Origin of the sequence: Actinoplanes sp. NPDC049802, from assembly GCF_040656595.1 — a bacterium.
Taxonomy (GTDB): Bacteria; Actinomycetota; Actinomycetes; order Mycobacteriales; family Micromonosporaceae; genus Actinoplanes.
In genome coordinates this window covers 25213-43132 of sequence record NZ_JBFAMR010000025.1, presented here as the reverse complement: position 1 = coordinate 43132, position 17920 = coordinate 25213, and the positions used below count along the sequence as shown (strand labels likewise).

Below are 17920 nucleotides of genomic sequence, written 5' to 3'. Positions count from 1 at the left end.
CGTGGACCACGGCACGTTCCTCGACGACATGCTGGAGCATCCGGCGCTGCGCCGGCTCACCGTGCGCACCACCGACGACCCGGCGATCGCCCTGCTCGACGCCGCCGCCGTGGTCGCCGACCTGCTCACCTTCCACGGTGAGCGGATCGCCGGCGAGGGATACCTGCGAACCGCCCGGGACCGGCGGTCGCCGGCGCTGCTCGGGCGGCTCGTCGGCCACCGGTCCCGGCCCGGGCTCGCGGCGGACACGCATCTCGCGTACCGGCTGGATGCCCGCACCCAGCCCGGCGACCTGCTGATCCCGCGCGGCACCCGCAGCCGCAGCGTTCCGGCCGCCGCCGGGGAACAGCCGCAGACCTTCGAAACGGACGCCGACCTGGTCGCCCGGGCCGACTTCAACGAGCTCGCCGTCCGCCGGCAGCGGCCCGGCCCGCTGACCGCCGACGATCTCGGCCGGCGTGCCGAGATCCTGGTGGCGGGCACGAACACGCTGCTCGTGGTGGGGGACCGGCTGCTGTTCGTGTTCGGGCCCGGCGACCGGCGGCTGATCCCGGTGGCCCGCCTGCGCGCCGACCCGGAACGCGACGTCACCGCGATCGGCCTGCCGAACTCGCCGCCGCCCAGCCTCGCCGAGCTGATCGCCGCCCTCCGCCGCGTCCTGGCCGCGCCGCGCCCCACCAGCCCGCTGATCGCCGACGTGGACACGCTCGTCCTGGCATCCCTGGAGACCGATCTAGATCAGATCAACACCCCCGAGGGGTACGCCGTACGCCTGGCCGATCCGATTCAGCGCCTGACCGAGGCTGCCGCCCTGGCCGGGTCCCGCCGCGACGTCGCCGACTGGTTCGAGCAGCTCGCGGTGCTCCTGACCGACCACGCCGACCGCGCCCTCGGCCTGGGCGGCGTCCACACCGATCCCACGGCGGCCGGCCGGGCCCTCGCCGGGGAGCCGCTGACCGACCTGTTCGCGCTGCGGGTGACCGCCACCCCGTTCGGCGCGACGGCGCCCCTGCAACAGGTCCGCGACCAGCAGGGCCGCGTCATCAACCTGACCGACTGGCCGCTGCCCGGCGCCACCCTGACCACCGTCCGGATCGTCCACGACACGGCCGGCCGGGCGGCGGTGCGGGCCGAGTTCATCCACGCCCAGCCGGACGGCAGTGTGCAGCACAGCGAGAACCTGCCCATCGCCGAGACCACCTTCGACCTCGGCCCCGGCCGGGTGACCGTGACCGGCGACGCCGGGACGGTGACCGTCAACCTGCGGGCGGGCCTGCCCGAACACGAGCTGACCGTGACCACCCCGACCGCCGAGCGCCGGGTCACCGTCACCGTCGCCGGCCAGTCGTTCGACCTGAGCCCCACCGGCACCCGGACGGTCACCGTCGACGGCCAGGTGATCACCGTCCGGCACGGCGCCGCGCTGGAGATCGTGGTCGCGACCGTGCCGGACGACAGCCGCCGCGCGGTCCTCTCGCTCGACGCCGTCCACAACTCGATCACCCCGGGCAGCCCGATCGTCCTCGAACGACAGGGAAAGCCGCTGCTCATCACCCGGGTCGCCACGGCCCGGCCCGCCACCTACGCGATGTTCGGCATCACCGGCCGCGGCACCCAGCTCACCCTGGAGGACGCCTGGCTGGGCGAGGACGACGTGCTGCTCTCCCAGATCCGCGACACCACCGTCTACGCCGGCGGTGAGCCGCTGCGCCCGGCCGGGCAGCTGCTCGCCGAGGACGTGCACGGCGACCGGATCGAGCTGGCGGACCGCCACGACGGCCTGCACCCCGGCCGGATCCTGGCGTTCACCGGAGAACGGAGCGGGCCCGCCGACGCCCCCGGCCGGATGCCGGCGGGCTCCGGAGAGCGGGCCGGGATGGTGCCGGGCGCCGGGGAACCGACCGGGCTCGCCACGCCCGACGCCCCCGGCCGGATGCCGGCGGGCGCCGGGAAGCGGACCGAACTCGCCACGATCGCCGCGGTCGACCACACCGGCGGCAACACCACGATCGTGCTTGCCGACCCGCTGGCCCACCGCTACCGGCGCGACACCGTGCGGATTCTCGGCAACGTGGTCCCGGCCAGCCACGGGGAGACCCGCGACGACCCGCTCGGCAGCGGCGACGCCACCGCCCGGAACCAGACCTTCACCCTGTGGCAGGAGCCGCTCACCTGGCTGCCGTCCGGCGACCCGTCCGGTGCCCGCCCGGCCCTGGAGATCCGGGTCGACGGCCTGCTCTGGCAGCCGGCCGACAGCCTGGACGGCCGCGGCCCCGCCGAACGGGTGTACGTGCTCGCGACCACGCCGGACGGCCGGACCACTGTCACCTTCGGCGACGGCGTGCACGGCGCCCGTCTGCCCACCGGGCAGGAGAACGTGCGCGCCCGCTACCGGTTCGGCGCCGGCCCGGAGGGCAATCTGCCGGCCGGCCGGATCACCCAGCCGGTGACCCGGCCGATCGGCGTCACCGGGGTCACCAATCCGGTTCCGGCCGGCGGCGGCGCGGACCCGGACGGCCCGGGGCTGGCCCGCCGCCGCATCCCCCTGGCCGTGGCCACCCTGGACCGGCTGCTCTCCACCCGGGACTACGCCGACTTCACCCGCTCCCGGGTGGGCATCGGCCGGGCCGCCGCGCGGGAGGTGTTCGACGGCCGCCGCCGGGTCGTCCATGTGACGGTGGCCGCGGTCGACGACGTACCCCTCGATGTGGGCTCCGACCTGGTGGCCGCGCTGCGGGCGGCGCTGGCCACCCACGGCGATCCGCGCCTGCCGGTCCGCGTCGACGTGCGCGAGCTGATCGCGTTGCGGCTGGTCGCCGGGGTGAGGGTGGCGGACGGGCACGCGTTCGAGATCGTCGCCCCCCGGCTGGAACGGGCGCTGCTGGCGAGCCTCGGCCACCCCGGGCGGGACCTGGCCCGCGACGCCCACCTGAGTGAGGTTCTGGCGGTGGCCGACCGTACGCCCGGCGTCTACTACGTGGACGTGGCCGTCTTCGCTCCGGTCGGCGGGCCGGCGCGGCCACTGCCGACGGTCGGGGCACGGCCGGCCCGCTACGTGACGGAGACCCACCGGGTCACCGGCGAGGCGACCCTCACCGCGGTCGCGGCCGCCGCCGGCATCCCGCCGGCCGAACTGGCCCGGCTCAACCCCGACATCACGTCCGTCCGGCCGCTCCCGGCCGGCCGGACGGTGACCACCTTCCGCGGCGTCCGGCCGGCGCAGTTCGCCGTCCTCGCCCCCGGCGACCTGACCCTCACGGAGATCAAGTGACCACCGAAGAACTCGCGGACCGGCCGCCGCACGGGGATCCGGCCGACGGCCGTCTCGCGGGCCTGACACCGCACGGGGAGGTGGCCGACGGCCGTCTCGCTGGCCTGGCACCGCACGGGGAGGTGGCCGGCGGCCGTCTCGCGGATCTGCTGCCGCGCTGGCACCGGCTCGCCGACGAGGACGCCGGCGGCGCGCTGCACGCCCTGCTCACGGCGATCGAGGAACAGCTCGACCGGGTACGCGACGCGACCACCCGCCAGTACGACGACTGGTTCGTGGAGACCGCCGCCGCCCGGGCGCTACCGCTCATCGGCGACCTGGTCGGCTACCGTCCGCTCGCCGGCTACCAGCGGATCCTCAGCGAGGGCCTGCGTGACGGCGGCCCGGCCGGCGAGTCGGTCCGCCGTCTCGCCGAGGCGCTCGCCCCACGCCGGGACGTCGCCGGCACGGTCGGATACCGCCGCCGCAAGGGCACCCTGTCACTGCTGGAGGAACTCGCCGAGTCGGCGGCCGGCTGGCCGGCCCGCGCCGTGGAGACGTCCCGGCTGCTGGCGCACACCCAGCCGGTGCGGCTCCACGGGTCCGCGACCGCCCGCACCGACGCGGCCCGCGCCTCCCGGGGCCGCCTCGCCGACCTGCGCGACGGTGGCGCCCTGGATCTGACCGGCACCCCGTTCACGACGATCGCCCGGACCGTCGACGTCCGCCGGGCCGGGGTGGAATTGCACGTGTGGCGGCAGAAGGCGTACCCGGTCACCGACGCCCCGGCGTACCGGGTGGAGGGCGCCCGGAACCTGTTCACCGTCGACGTCCTCGGCACCGACACCCCGCTGGTCACCCGGCCCGAACCGGAGCCGTCCACCACGCATCTCGCCACCGTCGACAATGTGCCGGCCCGGCTGCGGCGGCGGCTGTTCGCCGACCGGCCGGCCGACTTCTACGGTCCGGGCAAGTCGCTGACGATCCGGCGCGGCGACCGGCTCGTCCCGGTGTCCGACATCGTGATCGCCGACCTGACCGGCTGGCGATACCAGCCGCAGCGCGACCGGGTGGCGGTCGACCCGGAACTGGGGCGGATCGCGTTCAGCCCGCGCGCCGACCTCGACGACGGGGTGCACGTCACCTACCACTACGGGTTCAGCGACGACCTCGGCGGCGGCGAGTATCCGCGCGACCTGCCCACTTCCGGCCGGGCGAAGGTCTACCGGGTGGGGCGCGGCCAGCCGTACCGCAGGATCGCCGACGCCCACCGCGAGTGGCGTGCCGACCGTCCCGCCGAAGCCGTCATCGAGATCACCGACAGTGGCGCCTACCAGGAGGAACTCGCCTTCCGGCTGGCTGACGGGCAGCACCTGGCGCTGCGGGCCGCGGACGGCGCCCGCCCGGTGCTGCGGTTGCTCGACCGGTCGGGCAACCAGCCCGACGCCCTCGGCATCGAGGCCGGCTCCGCGGCATCGTCGATGACTCTGGACGGGCTGCTGATCGCCGGCCGGGGCATCCGGGCCGGCGGGCCGCTGGGGTCGCTCACCCTGCGGCACTGCACCCTCGTCCCGGACGGCGGGGAACCGAGCCTGTTCCTGGAGCGCGCCACCACCACCACCGTGCACGTCGACCGCTGTGTGCTCGGCGCGATCCGGGTGCTCGCCGACGAGGTCGGCACCGATCCCGTCGAGATCCGGCTGCGTGACAGCGTCGTGGACGCGACCGGCCACGACTGTCCCGCCCTGTCCGCGCCGGACGGCCGCCGGGCGCACGCCGTGCTGCACGCCGACCGGGTGACCGTCATCGGCGAGACGCACGTCCACGCGGTCGGGGCCGTCTCGGACAGCATCTTCACCGGTACGCTGCACGTCGCCCGCCGGCAGCGCGGCATTCTGCGGTTCTGTTTCGTGCCGCCGGGCTCGCGGACACCGCGCCTGTTCCGTTGCCAGCCCGGTCCGGCCCGGATCCGGCCGCTCTTCGCGAGCCTGGACCACGGCACACCCGACTACGCCCGGCTCGCGGCGCGGTGTCCCGCCGAGATCACCCGGGGGGCCTCCGACGGCGCCGAGATGGGCGTCTTCCACGACCTGTACCAGCCGCAACGCGAGGACAACCTGCGTGCGCGGCTCGCCGAGCACACGCCCGCCGGCATCGGCGCCGCCATCAGCTTCGTCAGCTAGAAGGGGAACCCGCACATGCACGCAGATCTGTCCCGCGACACCTTCCGCGCCGGCCGGAACTACTCGATGGTGCTCGCCCAGCAGGGCCGGGTCCAGCTCGACGCCGACCTCAACGAGCAGGCCGCCATCCAGAGCCACCGGCTGCGCGCCGCCGTCGCCGACCTGATCGGGCCGGACGGCGGGCCGCGCGACGACGCCGGGTTCGCCATCACCCACGTGCCCGGCGAAGGCGGCGAACCGGACGACCTGACCATCGGGGAGGGCCGCTACTACGTCGACGGCCTCCTCGTCGACGCCACCCGCGACATCCCCGGCGTGCCGGTTCCCGACGAGGGCGCCCCGCCGGAGCCGGCGGACCCGCGGCCGTGGACGTGGTTCACCCAGCCCGACGGCTTCCGCGATCCGGAACGCGGTGACGACCGGCTTCCGGGCGCTTACCCGTACCTCACGTATCTGAAAGTGTGGGAGCGGGCCGTGACCGCCGCGGAGGAGCCCGCGTTGCGCGAGGTCGCGCTCGGTCCGGCGATGCCGGACACCGCGGCGCGGATCCGGGTGGTCTGGCAGGTGCACACGCTCGCCGAGGCGGAGCTCGGTCTCTCCGGAGACCCCGACCCCGAGACGGTACGCGCGGCGCTGGCCGACTGGGCGAGCCGTGACGACGAGCCCCGCCTGGCCGCCCGCGCCCGCCGCCCCGAGGACGACGACGGCGACCCGTGCCTGATCCGCCCGGAGGCGCGGTTCCGTGGCCCGGAGAACCAGCTCTACCGGGTGGAGATCCACGACGGCGGCCCGGCGTCCGCGGCGACGTTCAAGTGGTCGAGGGACAACGGCTCGGTGGTGTTCGGGATCCACGACGTCGACGGCGCCTGGGTGGAGCTCGACAACCTCGACAAGGCGGCGCTCGACGTGGGGGAGTGGGTGGAGGTGGTGGACACCGCCTACACCAGCCGTCAGGAGCCGCTGCCGCTGCTGCGCGTCGAGGAGGTGGACCTGCCGGGCGCCCGGGTGCGCCTGTCCGCCGAACCGGACCCGGGCGTCGCGCGCCGTCCCGAACTGCACCCCTACCTGCGGCGCTGGGACCACACCGGTGACAACCCCGGTGGCGTGCCGCAAGTCGAGGAGGGCCGCTGGCTCCCGCTGGAGGACGGCGTCGAGGTGTACTTCGCGGCCGGTGACTTCGACTACGCTCCCGGCGACCACTGGCTGATCCCGGCGCGCACCGCCACCGGCGACGTCGAATGGGCCCGCGACGCCTCCGGCCGCCCGCTGCTGTCCGAACCGTCCGGCATCGCCGTGGCGCACGCCCCGCTCGCGTGGATCACCGGCCCGGGCGAGCAGACCGACCTGCGCCTGCTCTTCGGCCCGCTCGCCCAGCCCGCCCCGGCCGCCGGCGGCGCCGCCCCGGCGAAGACGGCCCGCACCACCAAGCGCCGGCCGCGCCGGACGGCCGGCGGCGAGTGACTTCGCAGACGCGCCGGGGCGGCCGCACCAGGACGGGTGCGGGGCACGACCATCAAGGAACAGACCGGGTCCCGAGTCCGGCCAAGTCGGCCGTCACCGTGTGCGGCACGGGGGCACTACGGCCCGCCGCCTCTCCGAACTGCCCTGATCCGAGCCGTATTAAGGCTCTCTTATGGAAGCCCCCGCTACGGTCTGCGCCATGGCGGTCATGACTTCTCTCAACCTGGCGGCGCTCATCGGGCAGCGGCTGAACAACGTGCTGCTCGGGCCGGCCGTCTCCCTGCGGTTCACCGGCGGCGGTGAGGTGATGTTCGAGGGCGCCGCCCACCTCGACGGGTACGGCCGGAACACCGGTTTCCGGCCCGGTGACGACGCGGCGGACACGCTCGTGATGCTGCTCGGCGACGTCGTCGAGGATGCGGGCACGGGCGACGGCGGCGAACTGTGGATCAGCTTCGGCAGTGGGGCGCGGCTGGTGGTCGACGCCGACGCGGACGCCGAGTCGTGGGCGGTCGCGGAGGCCGGCGGGCGGCTCATCGTCTGCCTGGCCCGCGGGGAACTGGCAGTCTGGGAACAGGCCGGCACCAGGCCCTGGTCCCCCTTCTGGGATCAGGCCGCCGCGAGACTCTGATCCTCTGGTGGGTTCAGGCCGGGATCAGGCCCTGATCCCGCAGCCACCGGCCGGTACGCGCCATGCCCTCGGTGAGATCCACCCCGGGCCGGTAGCCGAGCAGCCGCCGGGCCTTCTCGATCGAATAGGTCCCGGTCCGGGCGAAGTACCGCATCGACGTCGCGTTCACCTCGGTGGGCCCGCTGACCAGGCGGATGGCGGACCCCATCAGCCCGGCCACGGCCACCGCCACCGGCGTGGGCACCACGACCGGGCCGCGTTTGCCGAGCATCCGGTAGTAGTGGCCGAAGAACTCCCGGCACGGCACCCCGGCACCGCCGGTCAGCGTGAACACCTGACCGGCGGCCTCGGGCCGGTCGGCGGCGAGCAGCACCCCGTCGACCAGGTCGTCGATGTAGACCGGGCTGAAGATCCCGTTGCCGCCGGCCGGCAGCAGGAACCGGTTCTTTCTGATCAGCTCCACCGGCAGGACCGTCCACGGCCGGGAGCCCGGCCCGTAGACGTCACCGGGGCGCACCACCGTCACCGCGATCCGGCCCTCGGCGTGCGCCTGCAACACCACCTGCTCACCGGCGATCTTCGTGTCCACATACGGGTTGCCGTCGGTGCGGACCGGATGATCCTCGCTCACCCCGTCCGGGAACCCCAGGTCGGAGAAGGCCCGGATCGACGAGAACTGCACGAACCGGGTCGCGCCCGCGCGGACCGCCGCGTCCAGGGCGTGCCGGGTGCCGGCCACGTTGACCCGCCACTGTTCGCCCAGGCCCACCGCGTTGGAGACGACGGCGGCCGTGTGCACGACCAGATCCGCTCCGGCGGCGGCCTCCTGCCAGGCGCCCTCGCTGCCGACATCCCCGGCGACCACGCCGGCAGCCTCGTCGGCGCGCAGGTCCACGCCGGTCACGGTGTCGCCGCGGGCGCGCAGCCGCTCGGCCAGGGCGCGGGCGATGAACCCGTTCGCGCCGGTGATGAAGACTATGGACACCCGATCTCCCGGACGGTCGTCACGATTCCCCCGTCGCGCGACCACTGGGTGCGGAAGCGCACACACATCGTGAACGATTCCGGGCCGGTCGGCTGCCCCAGCGCGGTGCCCTGGCCGGTCCGGACGACCCGGACGTCGATCTCGCCGGCGGTCTCCCCATCGGCGGGCACCCCTGGGGCGACCTCCTGCCGCAGGATGGCCTCGCCGTACACCCCGAAGTGGCTGGTGACCCGGCTCACCAGCGCCTCGCCCAGGTCGCCGGGCGCGGGGTTCTGCGACTCCAGCCCCCGGATGATCTCCTGCGCCTCGACCTTCAGCAGCCGGTCGCGGGCGTCGCTCTCCGCGGACCCGGCGCTCAGCAGCGCGCCGATCAGAAGATAGCCGCCCAGCAGGCAGCCGCCGACGACCGCCGCGAGAACGAGGAGCAGGCGCACGGCGCCGCGTTGATGATCAATGACCGGCATGGACCGTTTCTACCGCACCGGTGCGAGTGGTCCTCGACATCACGAGCATCAGGACGAAGGCCGCCGCGAAGAAGCCGCTCATCGCCACCGCCATCGGCATCAGCGTGTCGTGGCCGAACACCCCGGTCAGCGGGGTGACCAGGGCCGCCGTGAGGAAGGTGATGCCGCCCTGCAGCGCCGACGCGGTGCCGGCCGCCCGGCGCCCGGCCTCCTGCGCCAGGGCGGTGGTCGCCGGGATCGAGAAGCCCATGCCGGCGACCACCGCGCACAGCAGCACCCACGGCACGGCCAGCGGCGCCGTCTCGGGGCCGAGCACCGCCACCACCGGCAGCCCGGCCGCGCCGAGCGTCGACACGGTGATGCCGACCGCCCGCAGCCGGACCGCGCCGACCCGTACCACCAGGGCCCGGAACATCAGGCTGAACGCGGCCATCCCGGCGGCGTTCGACGCGAAGATGATCGTGTACTGGGTGGGGCTCAGGTCGTACACCGAACGCAGCACGAACGCCGAGCCGCCGATGTAGGTGAAGAAACCCGCCCCGGCCAGGCACTGCAACGCCACATGCCGCATGAATCCCCAGTCCCGGGCCAGATCGGCCATCCGCGCGCCGAGCGCCCGCAGGCCGGCCGGATGGCGCCGCTCCGGCGGCAGCGTCTCACCCACGCCCAGAGCCACCGCCAGAACCATCAACCCGCCGAGTACGGTCAGCGCCGCGAACACGGTCCGCCAGGTGCCGTGCGCCAGGATCACGCCGCCGATCGCCGGGGCCACCACCGGCCCGAAGAAGGTGACCGACGAGATCGCGCCGAACGTGGCGGCCGCCCGGTCCCCGCGGTAGGTGTCGGTCACCACGGCCCGGCCCATCGCCACCCCGCCACCGGCGACGAACCCCTGCAACAGCCGGGCCGCCACCAGCACCCCTCCGGTCGGGCTCAGCCCGCACACCGCCGACAGCACCGCGAACAGCGCGGCACAGCCGAGGAGCAGACGCCGGCGGCCGTACGAGTCGCTCAGCGGGCCGATCAGGAGCTGCCCGGCCGCCAGCCCGACGATGAACGCGGTCAGGGTCAGCTGCGCCACCGTCGCACTGGTCTGCAGGGTGTGCCGCAGCTCCGGCAGCGCCGCGATGTAGGTGTCGGTGGCGAACGGGCCGACCCCCGTGACCAGGATCAACGCGACCAGCGCGGGCCGGCGTGGCGGGGTGGGCAAGACGGTTCCCTCCTGCCCGGCGGCGTTGTGCCACCGGACGCGATGAAGTCTGCCCAATCGGGCGGCGGTCCGCTGTGATCGGCCGTACCGTGTGAGCGGAAACGCCGCCCGCCGCCGTCAGCCCGCGGTGACCCGGTAGACCGCCCCGGCGTGGTCGTCGCTGACGTAGAGGGCGCCGTCCGGGCCCTGGACCGCCATCACCGGGCGCCCCCACCGGGAGCCGTCCTCGTTCTGGAACCCGGTGAGCAGCGTCTGCTGCGGGCCCAGCGTCCCGTTGCGCCAGGCGAAGAACGACACCTCCGGCGGGCGGGGCGGATTCCTGTTCCACGAGCCGTGGATCCCGGCCAGCGCGCCCGGTCCGTACTCCCCGGCCAGCCCCGGTGAGGTGGCGAAACTCAGGCCGAGCGGGGCCGAGTGCGCGCCCATGCCCTGCTCCACCGGCGCGAGTTTCGAGCAGTCCAGCTTCGCCCCGTCCGGGTTGGTCTGGAAGTCGCGCACGAACGGCCGGTTCGTGTAGCTGAACGGCGTGCCCGGTTCGCCGGGGGAGACGTCGGGCTCCGAGTTGCAGTAGGGCCAGCCCAGCTCCCGTCCCTGCGTCAGCCGGGCCAACTGCTCCATCGGGTGATCGTTGACATAGGACTGCATGACCTCGCCCTGGTCCGGGTCGCCGTCACCGTTGTAGTCCCGCTCGTACGGGAACTCGATGTTGTCCCGGTGATTGACCGCCGTCCACACCGCCCCGGACGGGTCGACGGCCAGGCCGGTCCCGTTGCGGACGCCCCGCGCGAACACGGTCGGCTTCCCACCGGTGGCCGGCGCTTTGAGGATGGTCGCCCGCTCCGGGGAGGCGTCACGGTCCTCGGCCGAGATGTTCCCGGTCGACCCGACCGAGATGTAGATCGTCCCGTCCTCGCCGACCGCGACGCTCTTCAGCGCGTGCGAGTACGCCCCGCGCAGCTCGGGACTCTTGTCGTCGGGCAGCCCGCCGACGACGACCCGCTCACCGGACACCGTCCCGTCCCGGTACGTGTACGCGTTGACCTGATCGCTCTCGGCCACGTACAGCGTGTCCCCGGCGAAAGCCATCCCGTGCGGCTGGTTCAGCCCGCTCAGCAGGGTCCGCTGCTCCGGCACACCGTCTCCGGCCGCGGGCCCGAGCGCGATGACATCCCCGAACTCGGGCCGCGACACCAGCAGCCGCCGGTCCGGCGTCCACGCGAGCAGCCGCGCGCTGGGAATCCGCGCCCACACGCTGACCGTCCACCCGGGTGGCGCCTGTACCCGCCGCTTCTCGTCGAACGGCGCCGCTCCCGTCCCGTCGAGGACCCGCACGTCGGTGACCGCGAGCCCCGGTACCCACGCCAACGCCGACGACGTCGGCGGCGGCACCGTGGGCCGCGCCGAGGCGACCGGTTCCTCCGCCGAGCAGCCCGCCAGTCCCACCATCAGGCTCATGCCCACGACACCCCGCGTGATCGTCCTCATCGCAGCATTGCTACCCATTCGTGCGGCGGGCCGCAAGTCGGCGGGCCGTGCGGCGCCACCGGGTCCGCGCCGGCCGCCCGGCGCCCGCCGTCGAACACCGATTTCCGGTACGGGCGTGAGAAGCCGGTTCCGGCCCGACCGTATGCTACGAAGCGTAACCATCATGATCATCGGGGTTGGATATGAGTGACCTGCTCAAGACACACATCGAGAACGTGCTCGAAGCCAACTACGCCACCGTCTCCAGGACCCTCGATCGTGTCGAGCAGTTCGAGGCGGAGGGCCGCCGCGTCATCGTCGGCGGACAGATCGGTGAGGACGCCTGGGACATCATCGACTGGCGCACCAACGAGATCCTGGCCGCCGGCACCGACGGCCTGAGCGGCTACGCCGCCGCCGGCAACGACCTCGACCCGCAAGGCACGTGGATCCACCTCGACCAGATCCTCGAGGAGGACGAGCTTCTCTACGTCGAGACGCCCGGCCTCCCGGAGGGTCTGGCCGCCACCATCGAGGACTGGGTCCTGACCGGCGACCCCGAGGAGATCGCCGGCTTCATCGGCTGGCCCGTGGAGAAGGTCGAGGAATACCAGGCGGAGGCGTAGGTCATTCGCGAAACGGCCACCATGGTGCGAACCTGTACCGATGCGTCTCCTGGTCTTCGGCGCCGCCCTGCTGATCCTTCTGCTGGCGCTGCTGGTCCTGGCCCTCGGCATCGCCTCCGCCCTGGGCGTGGTCGACATCCGGTTCGGCCGACCGTCCTGACCGGCTCCGCCCCCAGCCGGGTCGGCCCGCCGGTCAGCCGGTGGTGACCGGCAGGGTGGCGTAACCGCGCAGCACCAGGCGGTCACGGCGTACCGGGGCGGCTGCCAGTGCCAGATCGGGGAGCCTGCTCAGCAGCAGGGGGAACGCCACCTGCGCCTCCAGACGGGCCAGCGGAGCGCCCAGGCAGTAGTGGGCGCCGCCACCGAAGGAGACCGGCTGGACGTTGGGCCGGTCCGGGTCGAAACGATGCGGGTCGGGGTAGCGGGCCGGGTCGCGGTTGGCGGAGCCCAACAGCAGTGTCAGGGCCGATCCGGCCGCCAGTTCGCGGCCGCCCAGTTCGACCGGGGCTGAGGTGAACCGGGATGCCAGCTGGACCGGGCTGTCGTACCGCAGCATCTCCTCGACGAACGCCGGCGCGAGGTCCGGATCGGAGCGCAACCGGGCGGCCTGATCGGGATGGTCGAGCAGGATGCGAAGGCCGGTGCCGAGCAGGTTGGTGGTGGTCTCGAAACCGGCGACCAGCAGCAGCACCAGGTTGGCGAGCAGTTCCTGGCCGGTCAAACCGGACCCGGCGGCGGCGAGCGCGCTGGTCAGATCCTCCCGCGGGGTCCTCTGCCGTTCGGCGATCAGGCCGATGAAATAGTCCTCCAGCTCGCGGGCGGCGGCGTCGGCGGCCCGCATCTCCTCCTCGGTGCTGATCGGCTCCAGCACCACGGTCAGGTCGGTGGCCTGACGGCGGAACCACGGCATGTCGGTGTCCGGCACGCCGAGCAGGGCGCAGATCACGCCGATCGGCAGGGGATAGGCGAACGCCGTCATGAAATCGGCTTCCGCCGGCATCGCCTCGATCAGCTCCCCGGCCTGGCGGGCGATCACGTCACGCATCGCGGCGACCCGCCGTGCGGTGAACGTGGACGCCGCCGCCCGGCGTATCCGGCTGTGATCCGGTGGGTTGACCTGCAACATGGACCGCACGATCGAGGCGACGCCCCGGTTCTCCCGCCAGTCCGGCCAGAACTCGTCGTAGTCGGACGCGTCGGCCACCCGCATGCCGGGGTCCCGCAGGATGCGGCTGACCAGATCATGGTTGGTGACGAACCAGCGCTCGTCGATCGCCTGGAAGACCGGCGCATGGCCGCGCAGCACGTCATACGCCGGATACGGATCCTGTCGCCCCTCAGCCGAGAACAGTGAATTCAGCGCGCCCTCGAAATCCATACCCCCATCATCACCCGGCGCCGCGAGTGGCAGGCGGTGACGGAACCCGGGCGACTCCGGACGGGTCCGACGTGTTTGAGCGAGTGCTCAAAACTGCTAAGGTTTGAGCACTCGCTCAAAAGGGGGTGCCGTGGCAAGGATCTACGTAGAGGCGACCATCAGGGCGTCGCTGGACGAGGTGTGGGCGGCGACCCAGGACCATCAGCGGCACGCCCGGTGGGACGCCCGCTTCGGCCGCATCGACCCGGTGCCCGGCACGGCACCCGCGGCGTTCACCTACGCCACGGCGGTGCTGCCGGGCGTCGAGATCGCCGGCTACGGCGTGCACAGCGGGGAGCGGCGCTCCGGCGGCGGCGCCACCTCGGCGCTGCGGTTCGGCTCCGCCGACCCTCGATCGCCGATCCGGGACGGGTCCGGCTATTGGCGCTACGTTCCGGTTCCCGGCGGGGTGCGCTTCCTGACCGGGTATGCGTACCGGACCCGCTGGGGATCCGCCGGCCGCCTGATCGACCTGATCTTCGGCCCGGTGTTCGGCTGGGCGACCGCCTGGTCGTTCGACCGGCTGCGACTGTGGCTGGAGCACGGCGTCACCCCGGAGCGGGCCCGCCGGCACGCCGTCGCCGAGCTGCTGCTGCGCACGGCCCTGGTCACGGCCGCCGTGACCCTCGACGGGCGGCCGCTCGTCGTTCTCGCCGCGCTGGGGGTGGCGTTGGGTGTACCGCCGCATCGGCACACACCCGCCGCCCGCCGCTGCCGGCGCCACCCCCGCGACGACCGGCCCGCCCGGAACGGAAGGACTCCCGATGACCTCGGTGTTTCAGCAAGCTCTGGGCGCTGAGTTCGGGCGGCTGCACCCGCGCCTGCAACGGCGTTTCGGTGTCGACGGCGACCGGGACCAGGGCTGCGTCGGCACCGGAGTGATGGAGCGGGTGTGGCGCGGTGGCGCGTTCACCGTGCCGTTTCTGCGTCTCGGGACGTTGCGGCACATCCTGTTCCCGGAGACCGGGACCGGCATCCCGTTCACGATCGAGAACTATGCGTATCCGGACACCTTCGGACGGCCGACGCTGACGTTCGTGCGGACCTTCCAGGTGCGGCCGCACCGGCGGCGGCGGTTCGACGCGACGATGGTGTACGACGGCGCGCGTCACACGGTGATCGACTACCTGGGCACCACCCAGCATCTCGCCGTCGACCTGGACGTGTCCGTCGACGCGGGTGGCCTGCGGATTCGCAGCGGCCCGCAGACGTTCCGGGGCGGGCTGCGCTGTCCGGCGGCGCTGACCGGCGAGGCGGAGGTGCACGAGTGGTGGGACGACCGGGCGGAACGGTTCCGGATCCGGGTGACGGTCACCAACCGGCGGTTCGGGCCGCTGTTCGGCTACCACGGCAGCTTCACCGCGGCCTACGTTCCGGCCGGTGCACCGATTCCGGCGGCCGTCCGTCCGCTGCGGGAGAATCCGCACGCCGGGCGGACCCGCCGGCCGGCCTACTCCTTCGGGGACACTCCCGGCGTCTGATCCACCGGATAGAGTGCCGCGTGTGCGGGTTGTGGTGACGGGGGCGGCGGGCTTCATCGGCGGCCACCTCGTGCACGCGCTCACCGGGCAGGGCCACGACGTGGTGCCCGTCGACGTCGCCGGGCCGGGCGGCTGCGATCTCGCCACCGACGATCTCGCGCCGCTGGCCGACGCCGACGTGATCCTGCACCTGGCGGGCCGTCCCGGAGTGCGGGCATCGTGGGGTGAGGGCGCGGCGGCCGCCTTCCGGGACAACGTCACCGCCACCGCACGCCTGCTCTCCGCCTGCTCGGCCACCCGGCCGCGCTTCGTCCTCGCGTCGAGTTCGTCGGTGTACGGCAGTGCCGCCCACCCGTGCGCCGAAGACGACCCGATCGACCCGCGCAGCCCGTACGCCGTCTCGAAAGCGGAGGCGGAACGCCTCGCCCGGGAGGCCGCCGCCGACGGTCTGCCGGTGGTGGTCCTGCGCTACTTCTCGGTGTACGGCCCCCGGCAGCGCCCCGACATGGCCTTTCACCGGTTCATCGAGGCGGCCCTCGACGGCACACCCGTCCCGCTGTACGGCGACGGTACGCAGAGCCGCTCGTTCACCTACGTCGGCGACGTGGTCGACGCGACGGTCCGCGCCGCCGGCACACCGTTGCCCCCGGGGACGGTCCTCAACATCGGCCACCCCACCACGACCAGCCTGCGTGACGCGCTCGACCGCATCGCCGCCCTGCTGGGAACCCCGGCTCCGACCGTGCCGAAGGACGCCGCGCCCGGCGACGTGGCACGCACCTGGGCCGGAGCCGACCGGGCCGCCGAACTGCTCGGCTGGACCGCGACGACCGGCCTCGACGAGGGCCTGGCCGCCCAGATCGCCTGGCACCGGGGGAGACGCTGTGACTGACCGGCACCGCGCCGCCTATCTGGCCTTCGACCGGTTCCCGTCGGCGAAGGGCTCGGCCGTGCACATCCGGCACATGGCGGCCGAACTGTTCGACCGCTACGGCGGTGGCCTGCTGTGCGTGCTCGGTGGCGGTGATCTGCCCGCTTACCAGCGTGAGGGCGGCGTGGAGATCGTCCGGTTCACCGACGTGGTGCCGAATCTGCTGGACCGGGCCGAGGCGTTCTCCCGGTGGGCCGCCGACCGGCTCGCCCCGCACCGCGACACCCTGGAGATCTGCCACGTCCGCGACCCGTGGGGCGCGCTGCCCGCGCTGTCCACCGGCGGCCGGCTCGTCTACGAGGCGAACGGGCTGCCGTCGATCGAGTTGCCCTACGCCTGGCCGCTCGCCGCCCCGAGCACCCTCGCCAAGATTCGGGAACTCGAGGAGCACTGTCTGCGGGAAGCGGACGCGGTGGTCGTACCCTCGCGGGTGATCTCGAAGGCGGTGACCGGCCGCGGCGCCGAGCCGGACCGTGTGCATCTCGTGCCGAACGGCGCCGACCCGGTGCCGGCCGGCGTGCCGCGGCCACCGACCGCGCCGGACCGCTACGTGATCTACGTGGGCGCGCTGCAACCGTGGCAGGGCGTCGACGTGCTGCTGCGCGCCTTCGCCCGGCTGGCCGACCTGACCGATCTGACCCTGGTCGTCTGCTCGTCGGTGTCGGAGAACCGGGCCCGGCCGCTGCGCCGCCTCGCCGAACGCCTCGGCGTCCCGGTGCGCTGGGAACACCAGCTGCCGCACGCCGAGGTGGCCGCCTGGCTGGCACACGCCGAACTGTCGGTCGCCCCGCTGACCGCCTGCCCCCGCAACCTGGACCAGGGGTGCAGCCCGATCAAGGTGTGGGAGTCGATGGCGGCCGGCACCGCCGTGGTCGCCTCCGACCTGCCGGTGATCCGCGAGGTCCTCGGCGAGCACGGCCGTCTCGTCCCGCCGGACCGCCCGGCCGAACTGGCCCGTGCCGTCCGGGTGCTGTTGGAGTACCCGGAGGCGTGCCGTGACCTGGGCGCCCGCGCCCGCCGGCACGTCGAGGACGGGTTCACCTGGAAACATGCGCGCGCCAGATTGGCGGACGTGTACGACCGGGTCGAAGCCCACTGATACGGTCCGGGTCATGTTCTGGCGCAAGCAGAAGGCGGCCATCGCGGGATTCCACCCGCTGCACCAGGCACTCATCTTCGATCGCGGGTTCGCCGCGACCCAGCCGGCCGGTGAGTGGGCCGCCCTCGCCGCCAGCCTGCACCGGCACGCCGGCCTGGTCCACCGCCCGAAATGGGCGCTTCCGACGCGGACCCTCGACGTGCTCGTGCCCCTGCTGACCGAGATCGTCTCGGACCTCGGGCCCAAGGGCGCCCTCGCCGTCACGGCCGACCTGCGCGGCATCCACGCCCACGGCAAGTCGCATCCGCCGCGCGACATCCCGGTCCGCCCGCCGGCACGATCGGCCACCGAGACCTGGTCGGTCGACCCGTGGCTGCGCCTGAACGCCGGCCTGCGCGACGGCAGCAGCCTCGACATCCTCGTCGTCGACCGGGAACGCCTGCGCCGGGTCACCAAACGCAGCCGCAGCGGCAAAACCAAGATCAAGAAGAAGACGCAGATCACGCAGCTCATCAAGGTCCGGCGCCGTCTCCCCAGAGGCGTTTCCGGGGTACGCCCGCCGACCCCACCGCCGGCCTGGATCGGCGTGACCCTGCGCGACGGGGAGCGCCGCACCGTGCTCGCCGCCGCCAAACTGCTGCGCCTGCCACAATCCGCCGACGAGCAGCTCGACCGGATCCTCACGGTCGCCACCGAAACCTTCCGCTGGACCAGGTGA

The 17920-nt window shown here is 73.5% G+C and carries 15 protein-coding genes; 10 read left to right on the top strand and 5 right to left on the bottom strand.

The features are described 5' to 3' along the window. The first annotated feature begins 1 nt into the window (after position 1). The 4 genes from AB0I88_RS19075 to AB0I88_RS19060 all read left to right on the top strand — a co-directional run bounded on the left by AB0I88_RS19075 (position 2) and on the right by AB0I88_RS19060 (position 7525). Positions 2 to 3271 carry a putative baseplate assembly protein gene (locus AB0I88_RS19075; RefSeq protein ID WP_361025707.1) on the top strand — a complete coding sequence of 1090 codons (3270 nt, stop codon included), beginning with the start codon at positions 2 to 4 and terminating at the stop codon, positions 3269 to 3271. After that, a complete protein-coding gene (locus AB0I88_RS19070; RefSeq protein ID WP_361025704.1) occupies positions 3268 to 5433 on the top strand; it encodes a hypothetical protein in 2166 nt (721 codons plus the stop codon). Before AB0I88_RS19075 ends, AB0I88_RS19070 begins: the two co-directional genes overlap by 4 nt. 15 nt (positions 5434 to 5448) lie before the next feature. Further along, complete coding sequence (locus AB0I88_RS19065) at positions 5449 to 6894, top strand: DUF6519 domain-containing protein (protein ID WP_361025701.1); 1446 nt, start codon at positions 5449 to 5451, stop codon at positions 6892 to 6894. A gap of 199 nt (positions 6895 to 7093) precedes the next feature. Beyond that, positions 7094 to 7525, top strand: a complete 432-nt coding sequence (locus AB0I88_RS19060) for a DUF6188 family protein (protein ID WP_361025698.1) — start codon at positions 7094 to 7096, stop codon at positions 7523 to 7525. 13 nt (positions 7526 to 7538) lie between these two features. Here the strand turns inward: AB0I88_RS19060 and AB0I88_RS19055 are convergent, their stop codons facing one another. The 4 genes from AB0I88_RS19055 to AB0I88_RS19040 all read right to left on the bottom strand — a co-directional run bounded on the left by AB0I88_RS19055 (position 7539) and on the right by AB0I88_RS19040 (position 11669). Further along, entirely contained in the window at positions 7539 to 8510 is a 972-nt protein-coding gene (locus AB0I88_RS19055; RefSeq protein ID WP_361025695.1) for an NAD-dependent epimerase/dehydratase family protein, read from the bottom strand. Beyond that, on the bottom strand, positions 8501 to 8974 hold the full coding sequence (locus tag AB0I88_RS19050) for a hypothetical protein (RefSeq protein WP_361025692.1): 474 nt from the start codon (positions 8972 to 8974) through the stop codon (positions 8501 to 8503). Before AB0I88_RS19050 ends, AB0I88_RS19055 begins: the two co-directional genes overlap by 10 nt. Beyond that, on the bottom strand, positions 8961 to 10184 hold the full coding sequence (locus tag AB0I88_RS19045; protein ID WP_361025689.1) for a multidrug effflux MFS transporter: 1224 nt from the start codon (positions 10182 to 10184) through the stop codon (positions 8961 to 8963). Before AB0I88_RS19045 ends, AB0I88_RS19050 begins: the two co-directional genes overlap by 14 nt. A gap of 117 nt (positions 10185 to 10301) precedes the next feature. Then, a complete protein-coding gene (locus AB0I88_RS19040; RefSeq protein ID WP_361025686.1) occupies positions 10302 to 11669 on the bottom strand; it encodes a gluconolaconase in 1368 nt (455 codons plus the stop codon). A 182-nt stretch (positions 11670 to 11851) separates the two neighbouring features. Between AB0I88_RS19040 and AB0I88_RS19035 the strand changes: the two genes are divergently transcribed. After that, the gene (locus tag AB0I88_RS19035) at positions 11852 to 12274 is read left to right on the top strand and encodes a hypothetical protein (RefSeq protein ID WP_361025684.1); all 423 of its coding nucleotides are present in this window, start codon (positions 11852 to 11854) and stop codon (positions 12272 to 12274) included. 193 nt (positions 12275 to 12467) lie between these two features. Here the strand turns inward: AB0I88_RS19035 and AB0I88_RS19030 are convergent, their stop codons facing one another. Further along, positions 12468 to 13652 (bottom strand): cytochrome P450, encoded by a 1185-nt coding sequence (locus AB0I88_RS19030; protein WP_361025681.1) that lies wholly within the window; start codon positions 13650 to 13652, stop codon positions 12468 to 12470. Positions 13653 to 13782: 130 nt separating this feature from the next. Here AB0I88_RS19030 and AB0I88_RS19025 point away from each other — a divergent pair, with 130 nt between their 5' ends. From AB0I88_RS19025 to AB0I88_RS19005, 5 genes are read left to right on the top strand one after another with little or no spacing between them, the layout of a single operon-like run. After that, positions 13783 to 14490, top strand: coding sequence for a hypothetical protein (locus AB0I88_RS19025; RefSeq protein ID WP_361025678.1), 708 nt, complete (start codon positions 13783 to 13785; stop codon positions 14488 to 14490). Further along, complete coding sequence (locus tag AB0I88_RS19020) at positions 14456 to 15172, top strand: DUF4166 domain-containing protein (RefSeq protein WP_361025675.1); 717 nt, start codon at positions 14456 to 14458, stop codon at positions 15170 to 15172. The genes AB0I88_RS19025 and AB0I88_RS19020 overlap by 35 nt, the downstream gene beginning before the upstream one ends. Positions 15173 to 15194: 22 nt before the next feature. After that, positions 15195 to 16064 carry an NAD-dependent epimerase/dehydratase family protein gene (locus AB0I88_RS19015; protein WP_361025672.1) on the top strand — a complete coding sequence of 290 codons (870 nt, stop codon included), beginning with the start codon at positions 15195 to 15197 and terminating at the stop codon, positions 16062 to 16064. Next, positions 16057 to 17202 (top strand): glycosyltransferase family 4 protein, encoded by a 1146-nt coding sequence (locus tag AB0I88_RS19010; protein WP_361025669.1) that lies wholly within the window; start codon positions 16057 to 16059, stop codon positions 17200 to 17202. Before AB0I88_RS19015 ends, AB0I88_RS19010 begins: the two co-directional genes overlap by 8 nt. A gap of 13 nt (positions 17203 to 17215) precedes the next feature. Next, entirely contained in the window at positions 17216 to 17920 is a 705-nt protein-coding gene (locus tag AB0I88_RS19005) for a hypothetical protein (RefSeq protein WP_361025666.1), read from the top strand.

Coding starts and splice junctions, on each gene's coding strand:
- AB0I88_RS19065 (WP_361025701.1), top strand. CDS start 5,449: ATGCACGCAGATCTGTCCCGCGACACCTTCCGCGCCGGCCGGAACTAC.
- AB0I88_RS19060 (WP_361025698.1), top strand. CDS start 7,094: ATGGCGGTCATGACTTCTCTCAACCTGGCGGCGCTCATCGGGCAGCGG.
- AB0I88_RS19050 (WP_361025692.1), bottom strand. CDS start 8,974: ATGCCGGTCATTGATCATCAACGCGGCGCCGTGCGCCTGCTCCTCGTT.
- AB0I88_RS19040 (WP_361025686.1), bottom strand. CDS start 11,669: ATGAGGACGATCACGCGGGGTGTCGTGGGCATGAGCCTGATGGTGGGA.
- AB0I88_RS19035 (WP_361025684.1), top strand. CDS start 11,852: ATGAGTGACCTGCTCAAGACACACATCGAGAACGTGCTCGAAGCCAAC.
- AB0I88_RS19030 (WP_361025681.1), bottom strand. CDS start 13,652: ATGGATTTCGAGGGCGCGCTGAATTCACTGTTCTCGGCTGAGGGGCGA.
- AB0I88_RS19020 (WP_361025675.1), top strand. CDS start 14,456: ATGACCTCGGTGTTTCAGCAAGCTCTGGGCGCTGAGTTCGGGCGGCTG.
- AB0I88_RS19005 (WP_361025666.1), top strand. CDS start 17,216: ATGTTCTGGCGCAAGCAGAAGGCGGCCATCGCGGGATTCCACCCGCTG.